Below are 24689 nucleotides of genomic sequence, written 5' to 3' on the forward strand. Positions count from 1 at the left end.
GTCCAAGTGCTTGATCCGCAGGGTTTGTACGCATGGGAGCCGAAGGGGCTGGCGGTCGTCGACATGGCGCTGGCCCAGGAGTCGGCCGGACTTGTCATGCTCTACCACTTCGACGGATACATCGACGCCGGCGAGACCGGTGACCAGATCGTGGAGGGCCTCCTCGACGCGCTGCCGAACCAGGTGGTCGCCCGCTTCGACCACGACCGGCTCGTCGACTACCGCGCGCGGCGCCCGCTGCTCACCTTCAAGCGGGACCGCTGGCAGGACTACGAGGAGCCCTCGATCGACGTCCGCCTCGTGCAGGACGCCACCGGGGCGCCGTTCCTCCTGCTGTCCGGACCCGAGCCGGACGTCGAGTGGGAGCGGTTCGCCGCGGCCGTCCAGCAGATCGTCGAGCGGCTCGGCGTCCGCCTGTCGGTGACGTTCCACGGCATCCCCATGGGCGTCCCGCACACCCGCCCGGTCGGCCTCACCCCGCACGGCAACCGCACGGACCTCGTCCCGGGCCACCGCAGCCCCTTCGACGAGGCCCAGGTCCCCGGCAGCGCCGAGGCGCTCGTCGAGTACCGCCTCATGGAGGCCGGGCACGACGTCCTGGGCGTCGCCGCGCACGTCCCGCACTACATCGCCCGCTCCCCCTACCCGGACGCCTCCCTCACCGTCCTCGAAGCCATCACCGGCGCCACCGGCCTCGTCCTGCCCGCCCTCGCGCACACGCTCCGCACGGAGGCGCACCGCACCCAGACCGAGATCGACCGCCAGATCCGCGAGGGCGACGAGGAACTGACCTCGCTGGTCGAGGGGCTGGAGCACCAGTACGACGCCGTCGCCGGTGCCGAGACCCGCGGCAACATGCTCGCCGAGCCCGTCGACATCCCCTCCGCCGACGAGATCGGCCGCGAGTTCGAGAAGTTCCTCGCGGAACGGGAGGGGGAGGGCTGAGAGGCCGCCCTCCGGGAGAAGTGGGGGAGGGCTCAAGCCGCCCCCCTGGGAAGTGGCGGAGGGGTGAGAGCCGCCCCCGGGAGAACACGACGCCGTCGGCCCGCGGGGCCGGGGGCGTCGCGTGTTCCCGGGGACGCGTCGGCGCTGCTGTCAGTGGTGGGCTCTAAGCTTTTCGCATGCTGACTGTGGGGCTGACGGGTGGGATCGGGGCCGGCAAGAGCGAGGTGTCGCGGCTGCTGGTGGCGGCCGGGGCGGTGCTGGTCGACGCGGACCGGATCGCCCGGGAGGTGGTGGCGCCGGGGACGGCCGGGCTGGCGGCGGTCGTCGAGGCGTTCGGGGAGGGCGTGCTCGGGGGTGACGGCGCTCTGGACCGGCCCGGGCTGGGGGCGATCGTGTTCGCCGATCCCGAGAAGCTCGCCCTGCTGAACTCGATCGTGCATCCGCTGGTCGGGGCCCGCTCCCGTGAACTGGAGGCGGCGGCACCGAAGGACGCCGTCGTCGTGCACGACGTACCCCTGCTCGCGGAGAACGGGCTGGCCTCGCTGTACGACCTGGTGATCGTCGTGGACGTCGCCCCCGAGACACAGCTCGACCGGCTCGTCCGGCTGCGGGGGATGACGCGGGAGGACGCCCGCGCGAGGATGGCCGCGCAGGCGACGCGCGAGAAACGCCGGGAGATCGCGGACATCGTGATCGACAACGACGTACCGCTGGCGGAGCTGGAGCGCCGGGTGGGCGAGGTGTGGGCGGAGCTCGTGCGCCGGGCGCGGGGCGAGTAGCGGGGCGCCGGTGTCGTACGGGCATGTGAACGGCGCCGATGCGCGAGGCGGTCGTACGGCGAAGGCGCAGGTCGGGGCGGTGTACGTGGCGGGGTGCGCCGGCGTCGTAGGAATAGCGGGCCCCGAACGGGGCGTTGAACGGGGTCAGTGAGGGAAGGACTTTTCCGTGCCCGATACCAGCGGTTCGACCGGACGTTCTCCGGAGACGCATGTCATCGACTTCCGCGCCGCGGAGCAGTTGCTCGCCGCGCGGGACCCGCGGGGCGCGGTGAAGCTGCTCGACGGGGTCATCGCCGCGCACCCCGAGAACACCGCCGCCCGCCTCCTGCGTGCCCGCGCCTTCTTCGCGGCGGCGCAACTGCGCCCGGCGGAGCTGGAGTTCACGATCGTCCTGGAGCGCGAACCGGACAACGCCTTCGCGCACTTCGCCCTGGCCCGGACATACGAACGCCAGGGCCGCGACGACCAGGCGAAACGCCATTTCCGCCTGGCCGCGGCCCTCGACCCGAACCCGGAGTACCTGAGGGCGGCGCGCTTCGACGCCTAGGACCCCTCCGGCGGGCGGTACGGGGGGACGTCGTGGCCCGGCTGGTAGTGCGGGCCCTGGCGGATGTGGCGGACGATCAGCGAGAAGTCGACGCAGATCACGAGCCACAGGACGGCGCAGGCGGCGGCCCAGCCGGGGCGGCCCGTCAGGGCGAAGGCGGCCGTGCCGAAGACGGACCAGGCCAGGCCCCACAAGCTCAGCCACAGGCGCATCCGCAGCGCACTGCGCGCGGTCGACGGCTCACTGCCCGTACGCATCGGGATCACCACTCCTTCCTGAAACGTACTCTTCGGGGGAGACGTTCTCCAGAGGGGTCCGGGATTCCGGAACGACAGGGGGTGTGTTCGTGGAGCTCTTCGTGGAACTCAAGGACGCCGTGTCCGCGCTCGCCGACACCGACGGGCTGGTCGAGACGCTGATCGACCTCGGGGTGTCGCACCAGGACATCGAGGAGCCCGTACGGCTGAGCCGTCAGGTCCTCGACGACCCGGCGAGCCGCGAGGTGCTGGAACGGTCCGTCGGCGAGCTGGTACGGGACATGGGCGCGGTGATCGGCGGGGTCGACCTGCCGCGCTACCCCGGCGCCTCCCGGGCCGTGGCCCGCTGGTTCCCGCTGTACGTCTTCGCCGCCGCGCTGCCCTTCGTCCGCGCCCATCACCGGGAGCGGGGGATTCCCGACGACGTCAGCCGGCGCACCCTCGTCGACGTCGGCCGCGGGGTCGCCGTCCACCGCCGCTGGCACGGCACCGGCGGGATCATGACCGCGCGCTGGCTCTCCCTCCATCTGCGCGGCGAGCTGTACCAGTTGGGCCGGCTCCAGTTCCAGCGCGGGGTGGTCCCCGGCATTCTCCGCGAGTCCGTCACCGAGGCCGGGTTCTCCGCCGCCGAGCCCGCGCTCGGGCTGCACATCGCCGACTTCATGGGGCCGCTGAGCCCGCGGTCCTGCGACCGGTCGCTCGCGCTCGCCCGGGAGTTCTTCGCGCGGCACTATCCCGAGGAGACCTACCGGCTCGCGACCTGCGGGTCCTGGCTGCTCGATCCGCAGCTCAAGCGGTATCTGCCCGCCGACTCCAACATCGTCCGCTTCCAGGAGCGGTTTCACGTACGGGCCCTGGAGGAGGAGAACGACATGACGCCCGTCCGCTTCGTCTTCGGGTCGACCCAGGTGGAGCTGGCGGAGCTGCCTCGGCGGACCGTCGTCGAGAAGGCGGTGGTGGAACACCTTGAGGGCGGTGGGCACTGGTACGGCGGCGAAGGGTGGTTCCTCATGGGGGAGGACTGACCTGGGCGGGCGCGGAGTTGAGTGCCCGGCGGGGGTTCACTCGAAAGGGTGAAGCGGTGGGGTGGGGGAACTGGTGTGCGGGGGTGGGGAGTTGAGGGGGCATGGAGATGAGGATGCGTGAGGGGTACGAGGGGACCGGGCCCGGGGCGATCACTCCGGACGGCTGTGCGGTGGAGCTGTACTCCCGGTTACCGGTCGGGCCCGAGCCGGACGTAATCGCGGGCGCGGTGCCCGCGGGGGCGCGGATTCTGGAGCTGGGGTGCGGGGTGGGGCGCATGACGCATCCCCTCCTGGAGAGGGGGTTCCGGGTCACCGCGGTCGACGAGTCGGCGGAGATGCTGGAGCGGGTGCGGGGGGCTCGTACGGTGCACAGCCCCATCGAGCGGCTGGAGCTGGGGGAGACCTTCGACGTCGTGCTCCTCGCGTCCTTCCTCGTGCATGCCGGGGACGCGGAGGTACGGCGCGGGCTGCTGCGGGCCTGCGCCCGGCATGTCGCTCCGGGCGGGAGCGTGCTGATCCAGCGGGAGGGGGCCGACTACCACACGGACGTGCCTCGTGAGCGGGTCGATCCCCATGGGTTCAGCGTCCGTATCCGCTCCTCCACGCCGGTCGGCGAGGGCGTCAACTCGGTGCATGTCGAGTACGAGTTCCCGGATGCGGTGTGGACGCAGACGTTTTTGGCGCGGCCGTTGAGCGAGGAGCAGTTCGGGGAGGCGTTGGGGGAGGCGGGGTTGAGGGCGGATCGGGTGTTGACGGGGGACGGGGTGTGGGTGAGGGCGGTGGTGGACGGGGGCTGAGGAAATAGGGGGAGGAAGGGGCAGGCGGCGATGAGTAACGGGAGCGGCGGGGGTCTATCCACCAGACCGTCACGAGAGCGTTCACCAGGGAGAAGTACATGTCCGAGACCACCGTTCCCGTCGCCCCCACCACGCCGTCCGCCTCCGTCGCCCCGGCCCCTCGGCACCGGCGTGCGCTCCTCGCCCTCCGTGGCCTTCAGGTCCTCCTCGCCCTCTTCTTCGGTGTCGCCAGCGCCCTTCCCAAACTCATCGCCCACCCCTCCGCGGTCGAGTCCTTCGACCGGATCGGGTGGGGTGCACCGGGGATGTACGCCATCGGCCTCCTCGAACTCGCCGGTGCCGTCGCCCTCTTGATCCCGGCGCTCCAGACACCGGGCGCCGCCGGGCTGGCCGCGCTCATGGTGGGGGCGTTCATCACGCAGCTGACCGTTTTCGACGGGGAGAACGCGGTGACGCCGGTGATCGTCTTCGTGCTGTTGGCTGTCATCGCTTGGGTGCGGCGGGGGAGCGTGGTGGGGTTGGCGGGGATGTCGCGGCGCTGAGGGGCGGGTGGGCCGAGGCCCGGGGCGTGCCGGGAGCTGTCCGGTGGCGTGAGCGCGAGGCTCGGGCGGGGCGCCGACCCTACGGTGGGGGCATGAAGGAACTGGACCAGCGGGGTGCCGCTTCTCGATCCGCCGGCTCCCGGGGGCCTCGTACGGATGCGGCTTCTGGTCGTCCCGGCCCCGTCCCTGCCGACGAGGTCGTCGATCGGCCCTCTCACGATCACCTGGCGGCCTTCGCTCCCGCCGCCCCCGCTCCGGCGCCCGATCGCACAGCCGTTGCCCCTTCCGGCAGCCAGCCGCCGCCCACCCCCTCCTCGCCTCCTCAGCCGTCCCCCGCCTCCGCTCTCCCTACTCCCGTTGCCTCTTCTGGCAGCCAACCCCGGACCACTCGTTCCCCGTCTCGTCCGCAGTCCGCCGCCCAGCCGATCCCCATTGCCCCACCCGGCGGCCGGCCCCCGTCCACCCCCACCTCACCCCGTCCTCCCCAGCCCCGCCCGGCTCACCCCGCTCTCGCCGAGCTGGACGCGAGGGTCGCCGGATGTCGGGTCTGTCCTCGGCTGGTGGAGTGGCGGGAGGAGGTCGCCCGGGTGAAGCGGGCGGCGTTCGCCGGGTGGGAGTACTGGGGGCGGCCGGTGCCGGGGTTCGGGGCGGGGGACGCGCCGTTGGTGATCGTGGGGCTCGCGCCCGCCGCGCACGGCGGGAACCGGACGGGCCGGATGTTCACGGGGGACCGGTCGGGGGACGTGCTGTACCAGGCGCTGTACGACGTGGGGCTCGCCTCGCAGGCGGAGGCCGTGTCCGCGGACGACGGACTGGAGCTGTACGGCGTACGCATCACCGCCCCGGTGCACTGCGCGCCACCCGACAACAAGCCGACGCCGGCGGAGCGGGACGCGTGCCGGCACTGGCTCGTCGAGGAGCTGACGCTGTTGCGCCCGGGCCTGCGGGCGATGGTCGTGCTGGGGGCGTACGGCTGGCAGGCGGTGTGGCCCGCGCTCGCGGCGGCGGGCTGGGAGATCCCCCGGCCCCGCCCGGCGTTCGGCCACGGCGTGCGGGTCGAGCTGGACGGCGTACAGGTCTTCGGCTGTTTCCACGTCAGCCAGCGCAACACGTTCACCGGGAAGCTCACGCCGGAGATGCTGCGGGAGGTGCTGGAGACGGCGGCGAGGGCGGCGGGCCTGAAATGAGGTGAGGGGGCCGGGGCCCGGAAACTACCGTGCGGGGCATGGGACTTTATCCGGAGACCGAACCGTACGACCACGGCATGCTCGACGTCGGGGACGGCAACCACGTGTACTGGGAGACGTGCGGAAACCCGCGCGGGAAACCGGCGTTGGTGCTGCACGGCGGTCCGGGCAGCGGCTGCGGACCGTACTTCCGGCGCCTCTTCGACCCCGCGCGCTACCGGATCGTCCTGCTCGACCAGCGCGGCTGCGGACGGTCCACCCCGCACGCGAGCGAGTACGGCACCGACATGAGCGTCAACACCACCGAGCGGCTGATCGGCGATCTGGAGCTGCTGCGGCGGGAGCTGGGGATCGGGCGCTGGCTGGTGTGGGGCGTGTCGTGGGGGTCGGTGCTCGGGCTGCGGTACGCGCAGACGCACCGCGCGGCCGTGTCGGAGCTGGTGCTGACGGGCGTGGCGACCGGGTCCGACGCGGAGGTGGGCCTGCTCACGCGCGGGCTCGGGCAGATCTTCCCCGAGGCGTTCGCGGAATTCCTGGCGGGGCTGCCGGAGGACGACCGGGAGGGGAACCTCGCCGCCGCCTGCAACCGGCTCCTCGAATCCGCCGACCCCGAGGTGCGGGAGCGGGCCGCGCGGGCCTGGACCGACTGGGAGACGGCGATCGTTCCGGCGCCGCCGCGCTCCGTCGAGCGGTACGAGGACCCCCGGTTCCGGATGGGCTTCGCCCGCACCGTCACCCACTACTTCGGCAACGATCACTTCATGGAGACCGACGCCGTCCTGCGCGACGCCCCGCTCCTCGCCGGCGTCCCCGGCACTCTCGTCCAGGGCAGCCTCGACCTCGGCAACCTCACCGGCGTCGTCTGGCGCCTCCACCACGCCTGGCCCGGCAGCGAGCTGACGATCGTCGACGAGGTCGGCCATTCGATCGGGCCGTCGGGGATGGTGGAGGCGTTGGTGGCGGCGACGGACAAGTACGCGGGGAGGTGAGGCGGGGGCGGGGGTCGGGGTGAGGCGGGGGCTTCGGCCGGTGCGGCAGCCTTCTCGGGGTCGTACCCGGCCCGCCCCTTACCTCCCCGGTACCCCTTGCAGCCCCTCCTCCGACTCTTCCCCCTCCGCCTCCGTGCCGAAGAGTCTGCGGACCGTGGAGCGGTAGTTCGTGCGGACGTGGGTCAGGGCGTGGGCGCGGGCTTCGGCGGGGTCGCCGGAGGCGATGGCGGCGTAGAGGTCCTGGTGTTCCGTCAGGAGCTGGGGCCAGTCCTCGTTCTGGCGGGTGAGCCAGCGCAGGCGGCCGTCGACCGGTTCCATGACGGAGCTGAGGAGGCTGTTGCCGGCCATGGCCAGGACCTGGTCGTGGAACCGGGTGTTGATGTCGGTGACCGCCTCCGCGTCGGCCTCCTTCGTCGCCGTCGCCGCCTCGTCGAGGAGCGCGCTCAGCTCGGCGAGGCGCTCCGGGGTCGCCCGGGAGGCGGCGAGCCCGGCCGCGTACACCTCCAACGCCTCGCGCAGCTCGAAGAGTTCCCGCACGTCATCGGGGGTGAGACCGCGTACGGCGGCCCGGCGCGCGGACGCGAAGTGGACGAAGCCCTCGGCGACCAGCGCCCGTACGGCCTCGCGCACGGGAACCCGGGAGACCCCGAACCGCTCGGCGAGCTCCCGCTCGACCAGCCGGTCCCCGGGGGCCAGCCTGCCCGCGATGATGTCCTGCCGCAACGTCGCCAGGACGCGTTCGCGGACCGCGCCGAGGGGTTCGCCGGCGGAGGCGGCACCGGGCGGGGACTTCGGCGTGGTCTTCGTCGTGGAGCCCATGGGGCCATTTTCGCCGACGCGAGAGGTCTTTTACCGAGCCGTAACGGCAGAGACATCGACAGAGGCGCTCGACAGCGCGACCATGTCTCCACTTTGGTATACCAAAAACCTCTCCGAGTCCCCGAGTTCTCCCCTCTGGAGTACCTTTGTCCCTCGCCGACCGCGTCGAAGCGCCCGCGTTCACCCCCGATCCCCGGCTCGTCAACGAAGACCTCGCGCCCGCGAAGAAGCGCAACTGGAAGGTCTTCGACCTCTTCGCGATGTGGATGTCCGACGTCCACAACCTCGGCAACTACACGTTCGCCGCGGGCCTGCTGGTCCTCGGCATGAACGTCTGGCAGGTCTTCACCGCCCTCCTCGCCGGGTTCGTGCTCATCTACATCGGCATGAACTGGATGGGGAAGATCGGCCAGCGGCACGGTGTGCCGTTCCCCGTCGTCAGCCGGATCAGCTTCGGCGTCTGGGGTGCCAACATCCCCGCGCTGATCAGGGCCGTCATCGCGATCATGTGGTACGGCATCCAGACCTACCTGGCCTCCGTCGCCGTCAACGTCATGCTGCTCGCGGCCTGGCCCGGCCTCGAATCCTGGACGCGCCACTCCTTCCTCGGCCTCGACGCGCTCGGCTGGGTCTCCTTCGTGTCGCTGTGGCTCGTCCAGGCGCTGATCATCCGGCAGGGCATGGAGGCCGTCCGCAAGTTCCAGGACTTCTGCGGACCGGCGATCTGGCTCGTCATGATCGCGCTCGCGGTGTGGATTCTCTCCAAGGCCGGCTGGTCGATCTCCCTCACCAGCACCCCGCACCCCGTCTCCGTCGGCGAGCAGTGGCGGCAGTGGTTCGGCGCGATCGGCCTGATCCTCGCGACCTACGGCACGCTGATGCTGAACTTCTGCGACTTCTCCCGCTTCGCGCCCGACTACAAGACCGTCCGCCGCGGCAACTTCTGGGGTCTGCCGATCAACTCGACCGCCTTCGTCGTCGTCTCCGTGATCGTCACGGCCGGCTCGCTGGAGGTCTACGGGCAGGCCATCACCGACCCGGCGGAACTCGTCGCGAAGGTCGGCAACACCTGGGTGCTGGTGGTCGGCGCGCTCACCTTCGCCATCGCGACCATGGGCGTCAACATCGTCGCCAACTTCGTCTCCCCGGCGTACGACCTCGCCAACGTCTGGCCGCAGAAGATCACCTTCAAGGTCGGCGGCATGATCAGCACGGTCGCCGCCCTGCTCGTCACCCCCTGGAACCTCTTCTCCAACCCGACCGTCGTCAACTACTTCCTCGGCGGTCTCGGCGCCTTCCTCGGCCCGCTGTTCGGCGTGATCATGGTCGACTACTACTGGGTCAAGCGCGGCAAGGTCGACGTGGACGAGCTGTTCGACGCGACCCCCGGCTCCCGCTACTACTACCGCCACGGCGTCAACCCCAAGGCCCTGTGGGCGTTCCTGCCCTCCGCCGCCGTCGCCGCGGTCCTCGCGCTCGTCAAGACCTTCAGCGACGTCGCGCCGTACTCCTGGTTCATCGGTACGGCCCTGGCGGCCGGGCTGTACGCCGCGATCTGCCGCACCGAGCGCACGGCCGCGGGGGTCTGACGGACGTGCGGATCGTCGTCACCAACTGCAACACCACGCAGGAGATGACCGCCGAGATCGTACGAGGTGCCCGCGCCGCAGCCGGGCCGGGCACCCTCGTCACCGGTCTCACCCCGGCCTGGGGGCCGGAGTCCGCGGAGGGATGGCTCGACAGCCACCTCTCCGCGGCGGCCGTCATGGACACCCTGCGCACCTACGACGGGCCCGACTACGACGCCGTCGTCATGGCCGGGTTCGGCGAGCACGGGCGCGAAGGCGTCCGGGAGCTCGTCGACGTCCCGGTCGTCGACATCACCGAGGCCGCCGCCCACCTCGCCTGCCTCCTCGGCCGCCGCTACGGCGTCGTCACCACCCTCGGACGCACCCGCGGCCAGATCGAGGACAGCCTCGAACTCGCGGGCGTCGCCCGCAACTGCGCCGCCGTCGTCTCCACCGGGCTCGGCGTCCTCGAACTCACCGACCCCGCCCGCACGGAGGCCGCGTTCCTCACCGCCGCCGAACACGCCCTCGCGGCCGGCGCCGAGGTCCTCGTCCTCGGCTGTGCCGGGATGACGGGGCTGCAACAGGTCGTCGCCGAGAAGCTCGGCGTGCCGGTCGTGGACGGGGTCGGCGCCGCGGTGAAGCTGGCGGAGTCGCTGGTGTCCCTGGGGCTGAACACCAGCCGGGCGGGGAGCTACGAGAAGCCGTTGGCGAAGAGGAGGGCGTGGGGGAGGGGCGGGTAGGAGAGGGGTGGGGCCGAGGGCGGGGCCGGGGGCAGGGCTGGGGGTAAGGCTGGGAGCAGGGCTGGGTGGTGGCGTCCGTAGCCGGTCGGTGAGCCGTGCGACGGTCCGGGTGACGGCTCGGGTGATGGTCCGGACGGCCGCCCGGACTGCCGCTCGGACGACGGACCGGGCGCGGTGTGCCGGGCCGCGCCGGGCGTCCGTCAGCCGGGGACCACCGCCGTCGCCGTGATCTCCACCAGCTGGCCCGGGTAGCCGAGGCAGGTGACGCCCAGGAGGGTCGAGGAGTGCGGGCCCGTGCTCAGGCCGGACGCCTCGACCACGGTCCACACCTTCGCCAGCACGGCGGGGTCGGGGCTCGCCACGTAGACGTCCGTCACCACGACGTGCGCCAAGTCGCTGCCGGCCGCGCGGAGCTGCTCCTCCAGGTTGGCGATCACCTGCTCGGCCTGCCGCACCGGGTCGCCCGGCCCCACGAGGTTCCCCTCGGGGTCGAGCGGGACCGATCCGGCGAGGAACGCGAGGCGCGTGCCTGCCTCGACGATCGACGCGTGGGAGTAGGTGGGCGGGCGGAAGAGGTGCGGGGAGGTGACGCGGCGGATCATCGGGACTCCTGGGGTGAGGGGTGATCTCCCCATCCTGCGAAGGGACTCGGCCCTCCGCACCTGAATTCCGCGCGCCGCGCCCGCCCGGTGCCGTGCGGGCCCTGCGCGCCAGCACCTCCCGCCGCCCGCGCCGCGAGGCCGTCCGCTCCGCCCACGACCGCCGCAGGGCGGTCCGCGTCGCCGCCCGGAACAGTTCGCCCCGCTCGGCCTCCTCGACCCGGGCGAGGCGGTAGAGCCGGATCGGCGGGGCGTGGCGGCAGAAGCGGTTGGCGCGGACCGCGTCAGGGGCCGTGAGGAGGATGCCGATGAGATCGGGAGGCCAGCCCCTCGCCCGTAGGCCGGTGGTCGAGAGGAAGCGGTCCTCGGACGCCGTCATGCGAAACCCCCGTCGTCGTTACTCTGCGTGACTGCTTCATTGATAACGCACGCCACTGACAACGGCCCTGCCACCGGCCGGCCAGGGATGCCGAGGCAGGCCGCTGAGCAGGGAGAAGTGGGGTTCCGCGCCCCATGTCTCCTGGTGTCCGACGACGAAGAGGCGGCGCCGGGCCCGGCTGACGGCGGTGGTCAGGAGGGCCGGACTCGCGGCGGCCCACGCCCGGGCCCGGGACCCGTCGCGGGGGTGTGTGCCGAGGACCAGGACGACGACGTCGTCCGCCCCGCCCCGCAGGCCGTGGACGGTGCCGATCCGCCCGGCGACGAAACCGGCGACCTGCCGGCGGTACGCGTCGTACGACACCCCCGGCGGCGGCGACTCCAGCCGCATCTCCCGGACCGTCCGCACGCACCCGGCGGCCACCTCGCGGAACGGACTGAGGACCCGCACCCGGTCCAGACCGACCCGCCACTCACGGTGCAGCAGCGTCAGCACCCGCTCCAGCGCCACCCCCTCCTCGGGCACCCACGCGCCGACCGCCCCGCCCGGCAGCACGTCCACCCAGCAGCTCAGCGGGTAGACGCACTCCCGGCACCCCGCCCGCCCGTCCGCCACGCACGCGTGGCACAGCCGCCCGCCCGGGAAGGGCCGTTCCACCGTCCCGTGGACCAGCAGACCGTCGTACGCGAGGCCGTCGACCAGCTCGAACACCGTCCGCTCGCACTGCCGGTGCACCCGCAGCGGCGCCCCCGCCCAGACCGGTACGGCCGCACCGCCCGGCAGACGTGGACGGACGGCCGTACCGAGGACGTTGACCCGGTCGGCGACCGCCTGCGCGGACCCGCGCGCGGGGAGCCACGCCTCGTCGACGCCGTACGCCTTCCGCAACCGCTCCTGCACCGACACCGGCACCACGGCGGAGGGCCCCAGCCGGAACGGATCACCGGCCAGGACGGCACGCCGCGCCCGCCACAGCGCCCCGACGACGGCCTGCGGAGCGGCCCGCCCCGCCCCGTCGACCAGGACCCAGCCCAGCGAGCCCGCCCCCAGCGGCCCGAACAGCCGCGCGCAGGACGCGTACGTCGTGGACACCACCGGCACCACCAGGAACAGCGACCGCCAGACGGCGAGGGCCACCTCGGGCGGCGCCTCACCCGCGAGGACCCCGTCGAGGGCCAGCAGATTCCGGCGTACGGTCCGGGCGTTGGCGGCGACGAACGCGCGGTGCAGGTCCAGCGCGGCCAGGAACACGTGGGTCCGCGCGGCGCGGAACTCCTCGTCCGCCCAGGGCGACGACAACTCCCGCTCCGCGACGTCGAGACGGTCCTCGGGGACGTGTGCGCCCCACACGGCACGCGCGCGTGCCACCCGGTGCCCGGCCTCCGACGCCGCCTCCCGGGCCCGCCGCAGCCGGTCCTGGGCGTGCCGGTACAGCTCGGCGGCCTCGTCCCGCGCGCGTTCGGCCGCCAGCGCCGCTCCCGACGCCGCCCCGCGCGCGAGGTGCGCGCGGTTCAGCTCGCCCTGGAGCCAGCGGTCGCCGTCCTGCCACTCCGTGAACGCGCGGCCCGCGCCGAGGGCGCCCCGCAGTCCGCCGGGGCGGTTCGCGCGGTGCCGTTCGGCTCGGTCCCGCGCGCGGTCGTGGGCGGCGGTGGCCCGGCGCAGGTCCGTGCGGGCGGCGGAGAGGGCCGCCGAGGCGCGGTTCTCGTTCTCCCGCGCGCTGTCGTTCGCCGCCTCCGCCGAGGTCACGGCCGCGTCGAGGTGGGGGAGGTTGTGGAGCGCGCGGGCGGCTGAGGCGCGGTCGTCGCGGAGGGCTCGGGAGTGGCGGAGGGCGTGGAGGAAGGCGGCTTTGGCGGTGCCCCAGGTGGGGGTGGTGCTGAGGTCGGGGTTGGGGTCGAGTTCGGGGTGCGTGCCCAGGCGCGTGCCGGGGCCCGGGTGCGTGCCCGGGCCGGCGTCGTCGTTCGGGGGCTCCCCGGGGCGTTCGTCGCGCGACCAGCGGTGCAGGCGGTGCAGGAACTCCCGATGCTGCTCCGCGTCCCCCAGAGGCGCCGCCAGGGTGTCCCAGGCAAGTGCGGCTGGTGCGGCCGGTGAGGCCGGTGCTCCGCCGAGCGCGTCCGGTGTCAGGAGCCTCGCGGCGACGTCCCGCGCGGTGGCGCCGTCCGGGGTCGCGACGACAATTTCGTGACCGGTCAGCTCCGGGAGCAGCCGGGACACGCCCCCGGCGGCCTCCCCGGTGAAGGCGTCCGTCGGCCGGGCGAGCGCCGCCAGCCGGGTCGCCCGTTCCACCACGACCGCGGCGACGAGATCCCGGAACACGCTCCCCCGGCCGGTTCCCGGGGGAGCGGTCACGGAGAACAATCCGCTGTCGGACAACTCGGCCAGCACCGTGTTCACCACGAACTGCCCGCTCAGGTCGAGCGGTCGCCCCTCCGGAGCGGGCCAGCACCCCAGAGGCGTCGCCCCCGGGGCCACCGCCTCCAGCACGGCCTCCGGGTGCTCACGGACATCGGTCCGGGCGGCCGTCGGGACGTTCCCGGGGGCGGTCAGATACGCCGTGAGCGGCACACCGTGGTCGTCGGCGCCCGCGACCCGCGCCAGATCCTCCGACAGGAGGCTGTTCAGGCGGGCCGGCCGGGCGTCCGGGAGCGAGCCGTCCGCGCGCCTGCGGACGCGTCGGCTGTGCACGCGGACGACCGCCGGGGAGAGCAGATCGGTGACGCCGCACAGGTCGGCCGCGTGGGCGGCGAAGGCGACCAGGTCGGGGAGTTCCAGGGGGCGCCGGGTCCCCTGCGGGACGTGGAGGGCGGCTCGCGAACCCGGCTCGCGACGGAGTTCCGCACCGTCCACGCGCGCGTGGCCCACGGCAAGCGCCCGGACGGCGCTGTGAGCGCTGTCGACAGCCGCCCCGACGGCCCCGCGCGAGCCGTCGCCCCCGGCCTCACCGCCCCCCACCCCGTCCCCCCGCTGCCCCGGCACCCGTCGTCCCCCACCCCCGAGCAGCGCCCCCACCGCCCCGACCGCCGCGGGACCGAGCAGCTCCAGCACGGCCCCACGCCAACCCCCCGAAGTCTCACCGCCCTCCCCGTATCCCACCTGACGCCTGCCCAGCCCCTTGATCGCCCGCGCACACCCCGCCTCCACCGCCCCGAACCCCTCCAGCCACCCCGCCGCACCCACCCCGGGACGCCGAACGCGCCCCGTCGCCCACGCGCACGAGGAGAGCGCCACCGTGCCCTCCAGGAGCACCCCGTCCGCGTCCACGGTGAGCGCGAACACCGCGCTCTCCCCCTGTCGCGCGCGCACTCCGGGGTGGTCCTCGGGGTCGGCACCGAACCGCGCTTCGAGCACCCCGCGCACGGCATCGGACGTGAACACCCCGCCGTACACGGTGTGCCGCCACACCTCCCGGTCCGCGTCGATCCGCTCCTCGCCCAGCGGATGCCCCTCCTGCCAGGGCAGCGACGGCCACGGCTCCCCGGTCCGGACCTCCACCTGCCGCACCCACTCGCGCGCGGAGGTCCGAGGGGCGACCGGCAGCCGGGCCGGTCCGAACAGCTCCACGGACCGCCAGTACCCGACGACCTCCGCACGTCGCCGCCGCTCAGAGCGCATCTGCCCCCGATCTCCCGTTTACCTACACAGAGTGAGTCAATGTAACCATCCGGGTATGACAGTCCTGCTTTGCGCAGGTCAGGAGCGAGAGGCAGGCCCGGAAACCAACTGGCCGTCCGGGTGCGGTGCTTCCTAGCCTGCCCCCATGTCCCAGCTCACCGACACCCAGTTCCTCGACGCCGTCGCCGACCGGCTCGCCGCGCTCCCGACGGTCCGCGCGGTCGCACTCGGCGGGTCCCGCGCGCAGGGCACCGAACGGCCGGACAGCGACTGGGATGTCGCGGTCTACTACCGGGGCGCGTTCGATCCGGGGGAACTGCGGGCGATCGGGTGGCCGGGGGAGGTCTCGGAGGTCGGTGGCTGGGGCGGGGGAGTGTTCAACGGGGGCGCCTGGCTGAGCGTCGAGGGGCGGCGGGTCGACGTGCACTACCGCGATCTGGACGTCGTCGAACGGGAACTGGCGCAGGCGCGGGAAGGGCGCTACCGGGTCGAGCCGCTGCTGTTCCACCTCGCGGGCATCCCGACCTACCTGGTCGTCGCCGAACTGGCGGTCAACCGGGTGCTGCGCGGTGAGACGCCCCGCCCGGACGGCTACCCGGACAAGCTGCGCACCACCGCGCGTGCGCGCTGGTACGACGCCGCGAAGGCCACCCTCGACTACGCGCGGGCCGCTCACGCCCCCGCGCGGCGGTGGACCGAGGCCCTGGGGGCGATCGCGGTCGCCGCCACCCAGACCGGCCACGCCGTGCTCGCCGCGCGCGGGGAGTGGGTCACCAACGAGAAGCGGCTGCTGGAGCGGGCGGGGCTGCGGGACGTCGACACGGCCGTCAGAGAGGCGGCGGACGTCGGCGAGGCGATCGAGCGCGCCCGCGCGCTGTTCGAGGAGCGGATCAGGGCGGTCCCGGGGGGCTCGTGACGGCACCTCCGGGGGCGCGTATCAGGAATCACGGCGCCCGCGCGGGAGTTGCGTTCATAAAGAAACCGTCTGATCACACTCCGCTTCACCTCGGCGAAACGCAACGGCCCCGCCCGCTGCGTACCGTGGAGGAACAGCCCGAAGCCCCGGCCGACGTCGCCCGACGGCACCCGTCCCCGTCACGACAGGAGCCCCGTGTCCCGAAGCGCCGGCGCCGCACTCCCGCCCTGGCTCTCCCACGCGCTGCGCGCGCAACGCGGCCCCGTCCCCTGGGCGGCCGTCGCGCGCGGGGCGCTTGCGGCGGGCCCGCTGCTCGCGCTCGCCGTCGCCGTCGACCACACCTCCCTGGGCGTCGTCGCCGCGATCGCCGCGATGCTCGCCGGGATCAACGACCGGCCGGGCAGCAGGCGGACGTCCGTCCAGCGGCTCGGCACCCCCGCCCTCGTCGGGGCGGCCGGACTCCTCGGCGGCACCTACGCGGGCGCGCACGCCGGACCCGTCGTCCTCACCCTCGCTCTCACCGCCCTCGGCCTCCTCGCCGGCGGCATGAGCGCCATCGGCCCGGTCGCCTCCGCGGCCGGCACCCAGCTCCTCGTCGCCGCCGCGATCGGCGCCGGGATGCCGGTCGACGAGAGCGGCTGGCAGCGCGCCCTCGCCTACCTCGCGGGCGCCGGCTGGCTGCTCCTGCTGCGCCTCGCCCTCCCCACCCCCGGCTCGCTCGCCGGGGACTTCCGCTTCGACGGCGAACGGGCCGCCGTCGCGGGCGTGTACGACGCGATCGCCGCCCTCCTGGACGCCGTCGGCGGCCCCGACGCCACGACCCGCCGAGCCGCCCTCACCGCCGCCCTCGACCACGCCCAGGACGCCTTCGCCGGCCCCCGGCTGCGCCGCTACGCCAGCTCCTCCACCGAGCGGCGCCTGCACGCGCAGTACGCTGCCGCGCTGCCCCTCGGGGAGGCCGCGACCGCGCTCGCCTGGGCCGGGGAGCCCGTCTCCGAACGGGCCTCGGAAGGGCCCCGGCGGCTGGCCGCCGCCGTCCGCGAGAACACGCACACCGGGCCGCTGCCCGCGCCCTCCCGCTCCGCTCCCGCCCTGCGCGCCCTCGACGACGCCCTGCTGCACGCCGCCGAGGCGTTCGACCGGGGGCAGAGCGCCGCGCCGCACGCGCGCAGGCGCGGGACCGCCGATCTGCTGCGGGTCGCCTTCGGCGCGGGCGGACGCGAGTACGGGCTGCGCGTCGCCCTGTGCTTCGGCGCCAGCGCGGCCATCGCGCAGGCCCTGCACCACTCGCGCTGGTACGGCGAGCACACCCACTGGTACTGGCTCCCGGCCACCGCCGTCTTCCTCGTCAAGCCCGATCTGGGACCGCTCGTCTCACGTGTCCTGAACCGGGCCGCCGGCACCGTCCTCGGGGCGCTCCTCTTCGCCGGGTTCGCCGCGTTCCTGCCCCGCCCCGAAGGGCTCGTCGCCCTCGTCGCCGTCTGCGGGGCCCTCGTCCCCGTCGCCACCCGGCACTTCGCCGCGCAGACTGCCGTCGTCACCGTCCTCGTCCTCGCCCTCGTCATGGTCGGCGGCGAACCCCAGGCGTCCGCCGGGCGCATCGGCGAGACCCTCCTCGCCTGCGTCCTGGTCCTCGTCGTCGGCCACCTCCCGATGCCCGGCGAACGCGGCGGCCAGGTGCGCGCCCGGCTCGCCGCGGCGACGAAGGCCGCGCAGGAGTACCTCGCCCACGTCCTCAGCGGCGTCGACGACGGCGCGGGACCCGGGCATGACATCCACGACGAAAAGCCGCAGAAGCCCGCCAGGCGGCCTCGGAGGCGGGCGAGGCGGTCCGAGCTGTACGTCACTCTCCGCGCCGCCGAGAGCGGCGCCCAGGCGCCTCAGGACCCCACGCCCGCCGTGACCGCCGCCCCTGCCGTGACCGTCGCCCCCGCCGGCGACCGCGCCACCCGCTGGGCGTTGCGCCGCGAGGCGTACCGCACGCTCGCCGAGGCCCGGACCGCCATCGCGCTCTCCGCCGCCGAACACCCCGCCCTCGCCCGTCACACCGCCGGCACCGACGAGGTCGCCGCCCTCCTGGAACGCCTCGTCGACACGACCACCGCCAGCGCCGTGCAGCTCGACGACACCGGACACCTGGGCCGCCGCCACCGCGAACTGCTCGACGAACTCCTCACCGCCCTCGACGCCCACCGGACACCGGGCGCCCGGGGCCGGATGAGGCTGCCGCGCGCGATGTGAGCACGGCAGCCGAGGCGGCCTCCGAGAGGCCCGTGCCTCACTCCACCCGCACCCACACCGGCGCGTGGTCCGACCCCGTCGCGTCCCGCCGGTCCCTCGGGTCCTCGCCCACCGACGGCAGCCGCAGCACCCCGCCCTCGTCGGGCACGCCGGTCCCCGCCTCGGTCACCCGGTGCACCAGACGGTGGCTGAGCAGCACATGGTCGATCAGCTCCCGGCGCCCGGAGTTGACGCGCGAGTACCGGCGATCGGCGGGGATGAGAGGCGCGACGTCCCACAGGCGGAGCTTGTCGCCCTGGTCGGGGAGCTTGTAGCCGGTCGTGCCGATCTCGGACCCGGGCGGGCCGAGGAGGATCTGCGTGGTCGCGGCCTGCACCTCGTCGTTGAGGTCTCCCAGGACGACGACGTCGCGCGCGCGTCCGTCGCCCGCGAGCAGGTCGTCCGCCAGGGCGCGCAGCGTCACCGCCTCGGCGGCCCGCCGGTACAGCGCGTACGCGCCGTAGCGGGCCCGCTCGCCCTCGTCGTGCGGGAAGAAACGATTGCCCGGGTACGTCAGCAGCTTCGACTTCAGGTGGGCCACCGCGAGCAGCACCGAGCCGCTCCGCACGGCCAGGAGACCGCGCCCCGGGGCGGAGACCGTCGACCCGGCGTCGTCGACCTGCACGGGCCGCAGCTTCTGCGGGAACGCGTCGACGTCCGCGACGACCTCCAGGGGCGCCTTGCCGATCACGCCGACCCGGATGCCCCGGCCGTCCGGATGCCCGGACAGCGCGGTGTGCCAGGTGCCGCCCACCACGCCGAGGAGGTCGTCCAGCGCGTCGGGGTCGCCGACCTCCTGCACACCGAGGAGGTCGGGGGAGAGCGCCCTGATCACCTCGGCCAGGTCGGCCAGTTTCGAGTCGTAGGACGCCTTGTCCTTGGGCCCGAAGGGGCCGCCGGGCCGGTAGAGGTTCTCCAGGTTCCAGGTGCCGAGGAGCATGACGGGCTCCCTCCAGAGCGCTTTCAGGGCCCCAGGGTGCCCTCCGCGGAGGCCGCCGCGACAGGTGCGGGACGCGATGCCCGCCACGGCTCACACAGGCCGAGGACACCGTCGTACGGTGTCAGGATGACTCCGACCGCGGATCTCGTCATCTCGGGCTGCACGATTCTTGAACCGGGTCTCACTTTCCGCGACGACGTCACCGTCGTCGTCCGGGACGGCCTGATCGAGACGATCACCGACGGACCGCCGGACGGAACCCCGCGGGACACCGGCCCGCACCTCGACGCCCGGGGGCAGATCGCGCTCCCCGGACTGATCAACTGCCACACGCACGCGCCGATGGTCGCCCTGCGCGGTCTCGCCGAGGACCTGCCCACCGAAGAGTGGTTCAACGGCGTCGTCTGGCCGGTGGAGTCCAACCTCACCGCCCGGGACGTCACCCTCGGCGCCCGGCTGGCCTGCGCCGAGATGATCCGCGCGGGCGTCACCTGCTTCGCCGACCACTACTTCGCGATGGACGCCGTGGCCGCCGTCGTCGAGGAGACCGGGATGCGCGCCCACCTCGGGCAGGCGTACTTCTCCTCCCAGGGCCCCCGGGGCCGCGAGGAGTCCCTGGAGTTCGCCCTGCGCCACCGCGACGGCGCGGGCGGCCGGATCACCACCGCCCTCGCCCCGCACGCCCCCTACACCGTCACCGACGCCGACCTCGCCGCCACCGCGGCCCTCGCCCACGACCACGGCCTCCCCGTCCACCTGCACGCCGCCGAGAACCGCGACCAGACCGAGGCGAGCCTCGCCCGCCACGGCGCCACCCCGGTCGACGTCCTGGAGCGCACCGGCATCCTCGACACCGACGTCCTCGTCGCCCACGGCACCGGCATCCTCGACCGCGACCTCCCCGTCCTCGCCCGCGCGCGGGGACACGTCTCCGTGGCCACCGCCCCGCGCGGGTACCTCAAGTTCGCCTGGCCCACCACCACGCCCGTGCGCGCGCTGCGTGAGATCGGCATCCCGGTGGGGCTCGCGACGGACGGCGCCGCCTCCAACAACTCCCTGGACGTCTGGGATTCGATGGCCCTCACCGCGCTCGTCCAGAAGTCGACGACCGGGGACCCCCGCTGGCTGACGGCCCGCCAGGCCCTCGACCACGCCGGCCCGCAGAGCGCCGCCGCCCTCGGCCTCGGCGACCGCGTCGGCACGCTCGCCCCCGGCATGCGCGCCGACCTGATCCTCGTCGACCTCACCGGCCCCCACACCCAGCCCGTCCACGACCTCGCCGCCACCCTCGTCCACAGCGCCCGCTCCTCCGACGTCCGCACGACGATCGTCGACGGCCGCGTCCTCATGCGCGACCGCGAACTCCTCACCGTCGACGTCCCCGCCGTCGTCGGGGAACTGACCTCTCGGCTGCCCGCCCTGACCGACCGGGGCCACGGCCGGCGCGTCCAGGAGTACAACACCTGAGACCAGGGCTCTTTCCTGACCGGGTCTCAGACTCTGACCGGGTCTCAGACAAAATTCTTCGCGGACGACGATGAGTTCCGCCCACCCCTCCAGTCACCCCCTCCGACGGACCGTCGTACACGTCGTACCGAAGGGGTGAGCGATGTCGCTCCCGGAGATCGTCTCGCGCGAACAGTGGCGCGCGGCGCGCGAGGACCTGCTGGCCAAGGAGGAGGCGCTCGCCCGCGCGCGGGAGGCGCTGGGCGCCGAGCGGCGCCGGATGCCGATGGTCGGGATCGACGCGGAGTACGTCTTCGAGGGCGGCGACGGCAAGGCGACTCTGCTCGACCTCTTCGACGGGCGCGGCCAGCTCGTCGTCCATCACTTCATGTTCGCGCCCGAGTGGGAGAGCGGCTGCCGGGGCTGCGCGGCCTTCCTCGACCAGGTCGGCCACCTCGCCCACCTCAAGGCCCGCGACACGTCCTTCGCGGTCGTCTCCCGGGCGCCGTACACCCGCATCCTGCCGTTCAAGGCACGCCTCGGCTGGACCGTGCCCTGGTACTCGTCCTACGACAGCGACTTCAACGCCGACTTCGAGGCGACCGTCTCCCGGCCCGACGGCGAACTCGCCGAACGGCAGGGCCTGAGCTGCTTCCTGCGGGACGGGGACCGCGTCTTCCACACGTACTCGGCCTTCGGGCGCGGACTCGACGGGCTCGGCTCGGCGGCCGGTCTCCTCGAACTGACCGCGCGGGGACGGGGGCACGAATCGGACGTGCTGTATCACGACGAGTACGACTTCTGATCGGTTTCTTCCGAAACGCGAACCCCGGGTGGTCCGTACCGATTTCACAGTCCGTCCGGGCAGCGTGTCAGGTAGGTCTCAGTCCTGTCATATGCCGAGCCGTTCCGCCCCGCCGCGCGTTCACTTCAGTACGGACGACGCTTTCGGAGGACGACATGGTGAACGGGCGGACCGTACTGGAGCGGTTCCCCGCGGGCGGCCCGCGCGGGTCGTGGCCCGCGGAGGAGTTCGCGCGGGCCAGGCGTTCGGAAGGGCTGCCGGCGGAGGTCGTCATGGACCTCGCGAGCGACACCTTCCTGGTGATCGTGCGAGGTCACTCGGGCGAGTGAGCGGGCTGCCGCGCGGCGAACTGCTCCGCCTGGAGCGCGTACAGCTCCGCGTACACACCCCCGGTCGCGAGGAGTTCGTCCGGTGTGCCCGACTCGACGAGCCGCCCCTGTTCCAGCACGTGCACGAGGTCGGCGTGGCGGACCGACGCCAGCCGGTGGGTGATCAGGACGACGGTCTGACCGCTCCCGGCGAGCGCCCGGATCTTCTCGAAGACCTCCAGCTCCGCCCGCGCGTCCAGCGCCGCCGTCGGCTCGTCCACGACCAGGATGCTCCCGCGCCGGTAGGCCGCCCGCGCGATGCCGAGCCGCTGCCACTGCCCGCCCGACAACTCGTGCCCGCCGCTGAACTGCCGGGCCAGCAGCGTGTCCAGACCGTGCGGGAGGTCCGCGACGACGTCCTCGGCGCCCGCCTGCGCGACGGACGCGGCGAGCCGCTCCTCGGTGAGGGGCGCGGCGGAGCGGCCGATCGCGACGTTCACCTTCGCCGTGAACGGCCAGCGCTTGAAGTCCTGGGCGACCATCGCGATCCGCTCGGCGAGCTGGTGGCGGTCCGCCTCGGCCGCGTCCACGCCGTCCCACAGGACCCGCCCCGAGTCCGGGCGGTACAGCCCCGCCAGCAGCTTCACCAGGGTCGTCTTGCCGGAGCCGTTCTCGCCGACCAGCGCGATGATGCGGCCCAGCGGCAGCGTGAGAGTGACGTCGTCGAGCGCCGGGCGGTGCTCCGGGGAACCGTCGCCCGGGTAGCGGAACGTGACGTTCTCGAACCGGATCTCGCGCGGGTCCTCCGGGAGGTCCACCCCGCCCACCGGGATCGCCCGCTCGGCCGCCTCGACGTACATGCGTTGCAGGTCGCCGACGAACAGGGCCTCCTCGTGGAGCTGGTTCACCTCCAGGACCAGCGTGTTCAGGCTCGACGAGCCGCTGCGGATCGCGATCACGGCCGTCCCCGCGACGGACAGCGCCATCGCGCCGCCGAGCAGCAGCCCGCCCAGCGTCGCGTACGTCGCGACGGTCGCCAGGCCCGTCCAGCCCGCCGCGATCAGCCCGGTGCGCGCCGACAGGCCGGCCAGCCGGGCCTGTTCGGCCTCCGCGGTCTCCGACATCGTCCGGAAGTGCCGCAGCAGGAACGGGCCGACGCCGTGCACCCGGATCTCCGGGGCCGCCGACGGCTCCGTCAGCAGGCTCGCGATCAGCTGTCCCGCGCGCGCGTGCTGCACCCACGTGTGGAACGACTCGTAGTGGCGCCGGGCGTTCGTCAGCGCGCTCCAGGCGCTCGGCAGCGTCATCGTCACCAGGAGGGGCAGCAGCAGGGGGTGAAGGACCGTCAGGACGCCCGCGGCGGCCGTCAGGGAGATCACCGAGTTCACCACGCGCGTGCCGTAGCCGATCATCCGCTGGGTCGACCGGGCGCCGTACTGCGCGGTGTCCAGCAGCTTGTGGAAGGCGTGGTCCTCGATCGCCGCCAGCTCCACGGCGGCGGCCCGCTCCAGGTACAGCTCGGTCGCCACCCGGACGACCTTGGGTTCGAGGCGGCCCGTCGCGTACGTCGACGCGGCGCGCAGCAGGGCGCCGAGGAACAGGACGACGGCCATCGCGGCGAGCGCCGGGGCGGCGTCGTGGACGCGGTCCTCGATCGGGCCGGGGGCGATCAGCCGGCTCAGGGCGCTGTTCACCGCGAGCAGGCTGACGGCCTGGGTGACGCCCCGGGACACCTCGGCGGCCACCACGATCTTCGCCGCGCGCGGGTCGGCCTGCCGGGCCAGCCGGAGGCTGACGGCGAGCAGGGAGGGCAGCCGGGTGAGCATCGAGCGGAAGCTCAGCTCCAGGAACGCCTGTTCGTGCTGGTTCCAGCCGGTGTCGTAGCTGAGCGGGCCGCCGAAGAGCAGGCGCTCCGAGTCCGAGACCTCACGGTCCTGACGTCCGTCCTTGTGCCCGCGCGGTCTGCGCACGCTTCGCCTCCCCCGAGGTGTGGCCGGTCGGCATATGCACGAACGGCCACTATGGCGTGCGGGGGCGGGGCGGGGGAGGGCGCGCGACGAGAGGCGCGTGCGCGCGGGCGTGCGCCGTGAGGTGGGCGGGGTGCCGCTACGGCCGCGTGGGATTGAGACGGCTGCGTGGGCTTGAGGCTGCGCCGGAACACGCAGCCTCAAGACAGATGACCCCGGGGGAGTCCTACGCGCTGATCGGCCTCGACCACGTCGGCGTCGCGCCCGTCAGCCGGCACAGCGCCAGGTACAGCGGTATCGGCGGGGTGTACGGGACGGTGCCTGTGGGACGGTGGATGAGGGTGAGCGTGTGCGGCGCGTCCGGGAGGACCGCCCCCGTCGCGTACCGCGCGGGCGCCGGCCACTCGACGGCGTAGTCGGAGTCCGCCGGGACGAGCCACCACCAGTGCGTCTCGTCGGAGTACACGCATCCCACGCGCGGGAGGCGCGGCATCAGCAGCGGGCCGAGATGCGCGGGTACGGCGACGGCGTCGCAGCCCAGCGGGACGGTCATGCCGTCGGGGACGGGCAGGCGCAGCGGGGCACCCGGGGTGTGCGTCAGATGGCGGCCTACTCGGACGAGCGTGTTCATGGTGAGCACCGGACCTTCTGCGGACGGGGCGCTCACGCCCTGCCCCGCTCTCGGCCCCGCTCGACAGTGCCGGGAGTACCCGGCTGCCACGTCGCCGCGGGGGCCGGACCGGGGTGGGAGCGCCAGCTGGTGGAATCTCCGTCAGGGCTCTGCGGGTGCTGCCGGCCCGGACGGTTCGGGTGACCCGGGAGCGGGTGCGGATCGGGGTGCGCGTGCGGCGGATGGTGCGGGAGCGCCGGGGACTGCACGGGACGGTAGGCGTGCGGCGGCGACTGAGTGGCGCCCGCTGCGGATTCCGCGGGGCGCTGCGTGGACTCGACGGGGCCCGGTTTGGGGCGCGGGGGCGTGGCGTACTGGACCGGGGGTTGCCCGGGGCGCTGCGGCTGAGGGGACTCCGCCGGGCCCTGTGCGGGGCGGGAGGGCGGGGCCGTGTGCTGGGTGGACTCGACCGGGCCGCGGCCGGGGTTCAGCGGCAGCGTCGTCGCCGGGGAGGCCGTCGGGCGCTGCGGCGGCTGCGCGTCGGGGCGCGGCTGGAGGACGCGCTGCGGTACGACGCGCTCGTCGGCGCTCTGGGTCGCGCCGCCCTGCGTCGCCTTGCCGTGTTCTTCGTG

At 73.8% G+C, this 24689-nt stretch carries 22 protein-coding genes; 15 read left to right on the forward strand and 7 right to left on the reverse strand.

The genetic code is table 11. The features are described 5' to 3' along the window. Nucleotides 1-6 precede the first annotated feature (6 nt). From ABZX85_RS30195 to ABZX85_RS30205, 3 genes are all read left to right on the forward strand, one after another. Nucleotides 7-945 (forward strand): PAC2 family protein, encoded by a 939-nt coding sequence (locus ABZX85_RS30195; RefSeq protein WP_355875237.1) that lies wholly within the window; start codon nt 7-9, stop codon nt 943-945. A 176-nt stretch (nt 946-1121) separates the two neighbouring features. Continuing rightward, a complete protein-coding gene (gene coaE, locus ABZX85_RS30200; RefSeq protein ID WP_355875240.1) occupies nt 1122-1724 on the forward strand; it encodes a dephospho-CoA kinase in 603 nt (200 codons plus the stop codon). A 166-nt stretch (nt 1725-1890) separates the two neighbouring features. After that, nucleotides 1891-2271, forward strand: coding sequence for a tetratricopeptide repeat protein (locus ABZX85_RS30205; protein ID WP_355875242.1), 381 nt, complete (start codon nt 1891-1893; stop codon nt 2269-2271). Here ABZX85_RS30205 and ABZX85_RS30210 read toward each other — a convergent pair. Continuing rightward, nucleotides 2268-2528 (reverse strand): DUF6343 family protein, encoded by a 261-nt coding sequence (locus ABZX85_RS30210; protein WP_355875245.1) that lies wholly within the window; start codon nt 2526-2528, stop codon nt 2268-2270. The two genes, ABZX85_RS30205 and ABZX85_RS30210, sit on opposite strands and share 4 nt — an antisense overlap. Before the next feature lie 89 nt (nt 2529-2617). On the opposite strand from ABZX85_RS30210, the gene ABZX85_RS30215 reads away from it, so the two are divergent. The 5 genes from ABZX85_RS30215 to pip all read left to right on the forward strand — a co-directional run bounded on the left by ABZX85_RS30215 (nt 2618) and on the right by pip (nt 7068). Next, nucleotides 2618-3553: an acyltransferase domain-containing protein gene (locus ABZX85_RS30215; protein WP_355875248.1), complete on the forward strand. Its 936-nt coding sequence runs from the start codon at nt 2618-2620 to the stop codon at nt 3551-3553. Nucleotides 3554-3654: 101 nt separating this feature from the next. After that, complete coding sequence (locus ABZX85_RS30220) at nt 3655-4350, forward strand: class I SAM-dependent methyltransferase (protein WP_355875251.1); 696 nt, start codon at nt 3655-3657, stop codon at nt 4348-4350. Between the two features lie 98 nt (nt 4351-4448). Further along, nucleotides 4449-4892, forward strand: coding sequence for a DoxX family protein (locus ABZX85_RS30225; RefSeq protein ID WP_355875254.1), 444 nt, complete (start codon nt 4449-4451; stop codon nt 4890-4892). A 518-nt stretch (nt 4893-5410) separates the two neighbouring features. Next, nucleotides 5411-6079: a uracil-DNA glycosylase gene (locus tag ABZX85_RS30230; protein ID WP_355875334.1), complete on the forward strand. Its 669-nt coding sequence runs from the start codon at nt 5411-5413 to the stop codon at nt 6077-6079. Between the two features lie 38 nt (nt 6080-6117). Further along, nucleotides 6118-7068, forward strand: a complete 951-nt coding sequence (gene pip / locus ABZX85_RS30235) for a prolyl aminopeptidase (RefSeq protein ID WP_355875257.1) — start codon at nt 6118-6120, stop codon at nt 7066-7068. A 78-nt stretch (nt 7069-7146) separates the two neighbouring features. Here the strand turns inward: pip and ABZX85_RS30240 are convergent, their stop codons facing one another. Then, nucleotides 7147-7887: a GntR family transcriptional regulator gene (locus tag ABZX85_RS30240; RefSeq protein ID WP_355875260.1), complete on the reverse strand. Its 741-nt coding sequence runs from the start codon at nt 7885-7887 to the stop codon at nt 7147-7149. Nucleotides 7888-8033: 146 nt separating this feature from the next. Between ABZX85_RS30240 and ABZX85_RS30245 the strand changes: the two genes are divergently transcribed. Next, entirely contained in the window at nt 8034-9476 is a 1443-nt protein-coding gene (locus ABZX85_RS30245) for an NCS1 family nucleobase:cation symporter-1 (RefSeq protein WP_355875263.1), read from the forward strand. A 5-nt stretch (nt 9477-9481) separates the two neighbouring features. Then, a complete protein-coding gene (locus ABZX85_RS30250) occupies nt 9482-10198 on the forward strand; it encodes an aspartate/glutamate racemase family protein (protein WP_355875265.1) in 717 nt (238 codons plus the stop codon). 200 nt (nt 10199-10398) lie between these two features. On the opposite strand, the gene ABZX85_RS30255 is transcribed toward ABZX85_RS30250, so the two are convergent. Further along, the gene (locus ABZX85_RS30255; RefSeq protein ID WP_355875268.1) at nt 10399-10800 is read right to left on the reverse strand and encodes a RidA family protein; all 402 of its coding nucleotides are present in this window, start codon (nt 10798-10800) and stop codon (nt 10399-10401) included. Between the two features lie 412 nt (nt 10801-11212). Next, nucleotides 11213-14785 (reverse strand): hypothetical protein, encoded by a 3573-nt coding sequence (locus ABZX85_RS30260; RefSeq protein ID WP_355875271.1) that lies wholly within the window; start codon nt 14783-14785, stop codon nt 11213-11215. Nucleotides 14786-14930: 145 nt separating this feature from the next. Between ABZX85_RS30260 and ABZX85_RS30265 the strand changes: the two genes are divergently transcribed. Next, a complete protein-coding gene (locus ABZX85_RS30265) occupies nt 14931-15701 on the forward strand; it encodes a nucleotidyltransferase domain-containing protein (RefSeq protein WP_355875273.1) in 771 nt (256 codons plus the stop codon). A 195-nt stretch (nt 15702-15896) separates the two neighbouring features. Then, the gene (locus ABZX85_RS30270; RefSeq protein ID WP_355875276.1) at nt 15897-17942 is read left to right on the forward strand and encodes an FUSC family protein; all 2046 of its coding nucleotides are present in this window, start codon (nt 15897-15899) and stop codon (nt 17940-17942) included. A gap of 37 nt (nt 17943-17979) precedes the next feature. On the opposite strand, the gene ABZX85_RS30275 is transcribed toward ABZX85_RS30270, so the two are convergent. Next, nucleotides 17980-18921, reverse strand: a complete 942-nt coding sequence (locus ABZX85_RS30275) for an endonuclease/exonuclease/phosphatase family protein (RefSeq protein WP_355875279.1) — start codon at nt 18919-18921, stop codon at nt 17980-17982. A gap of 126 nt (nt 18922-19047) precedes the next feature. Between ABZX85_RS30275 and ABZX85_RS30280 the strand changes: the two genes are divergently transcribed. The 3 genes from ABZX85_RS30280 to ABZX85_RS30290 all read left to right on the forward strand — a co-directional run bounded on the left by ABZX85_RS30280 (nt 19048) and on the right by ABZX85_RS30290 (nt 21501). Next, a complete protein-coding gene (locus tag ABZX85_RS30280) occupies nt 19048-20388 on the forward strand; it encodes an amidohydrolase (RefSeq protein WP_355875282.1) in 1341 nt (446 codons plus the stop codon). A 142-nt stretch (nt 20389-20530) separates the two neighbouring features. Beyond that, the gene (locus tag ABZX85_RS30285; protein ID WP_355875285.1) at nt 20531-21172 is read left to right on the forward strand and encodes a DUF899 domain-containing protein; all 642 of its coding nucleotides are present in this window, start codon (nt 20531-20533) and stop codon (nt 21170-21172) included. A 155-nt stretch (nt 21173-21327) separates the two neighbouring features. Then, entirely contained in the window at nt 21328-21501 is a 174-nt protein-coding gene (locus ABZX85_RS30290) for a hypothetical protein (protein ID WP_355875287.1), read from the forward strand. Here the strand turns inward: ABZX85_RS30290 and ABZX85_RS30295 are convergent. Next, complete coding sequence (locus ABZX85_RS30295; RefSeq protein ID WP_355875290.1) at nt 21486-23450, reverse strand: ABC transporter ATP-binding protein; 1965 nt, start codon at nt 23448-23450, stop codon at nt 21486-21488. The genes ABZX85_RS30290 and ABZX85_RS30295 overlap by 16 nt on opposite strands. Nucleotides 23451-23673: 223 nt before the next feature. After that, nucleotides 23674-24078 carry a hypothetical protein gene (locus ABZX85_RS30300; protein WP_355875292.1) on the reverse strand — a complete coding sequence of 135 codons (405 nt, stop codon included), beginning with the start codon at nt 24076-24078 and terminating at the stop codon, nt 23674-23676. Between the last annotated feature and the right edge of the window lie 611 nt (nt 24079-24689).

The sequence above is a fragment of the Streptomyces sp. NPDC004539 genome, from assembly GCF_040610055.1.
Lineage (GTDB): Bacteria > Actinomycetota > Actinomycetes > Streptomycetales > Streptomycetaceae > Streptomyces.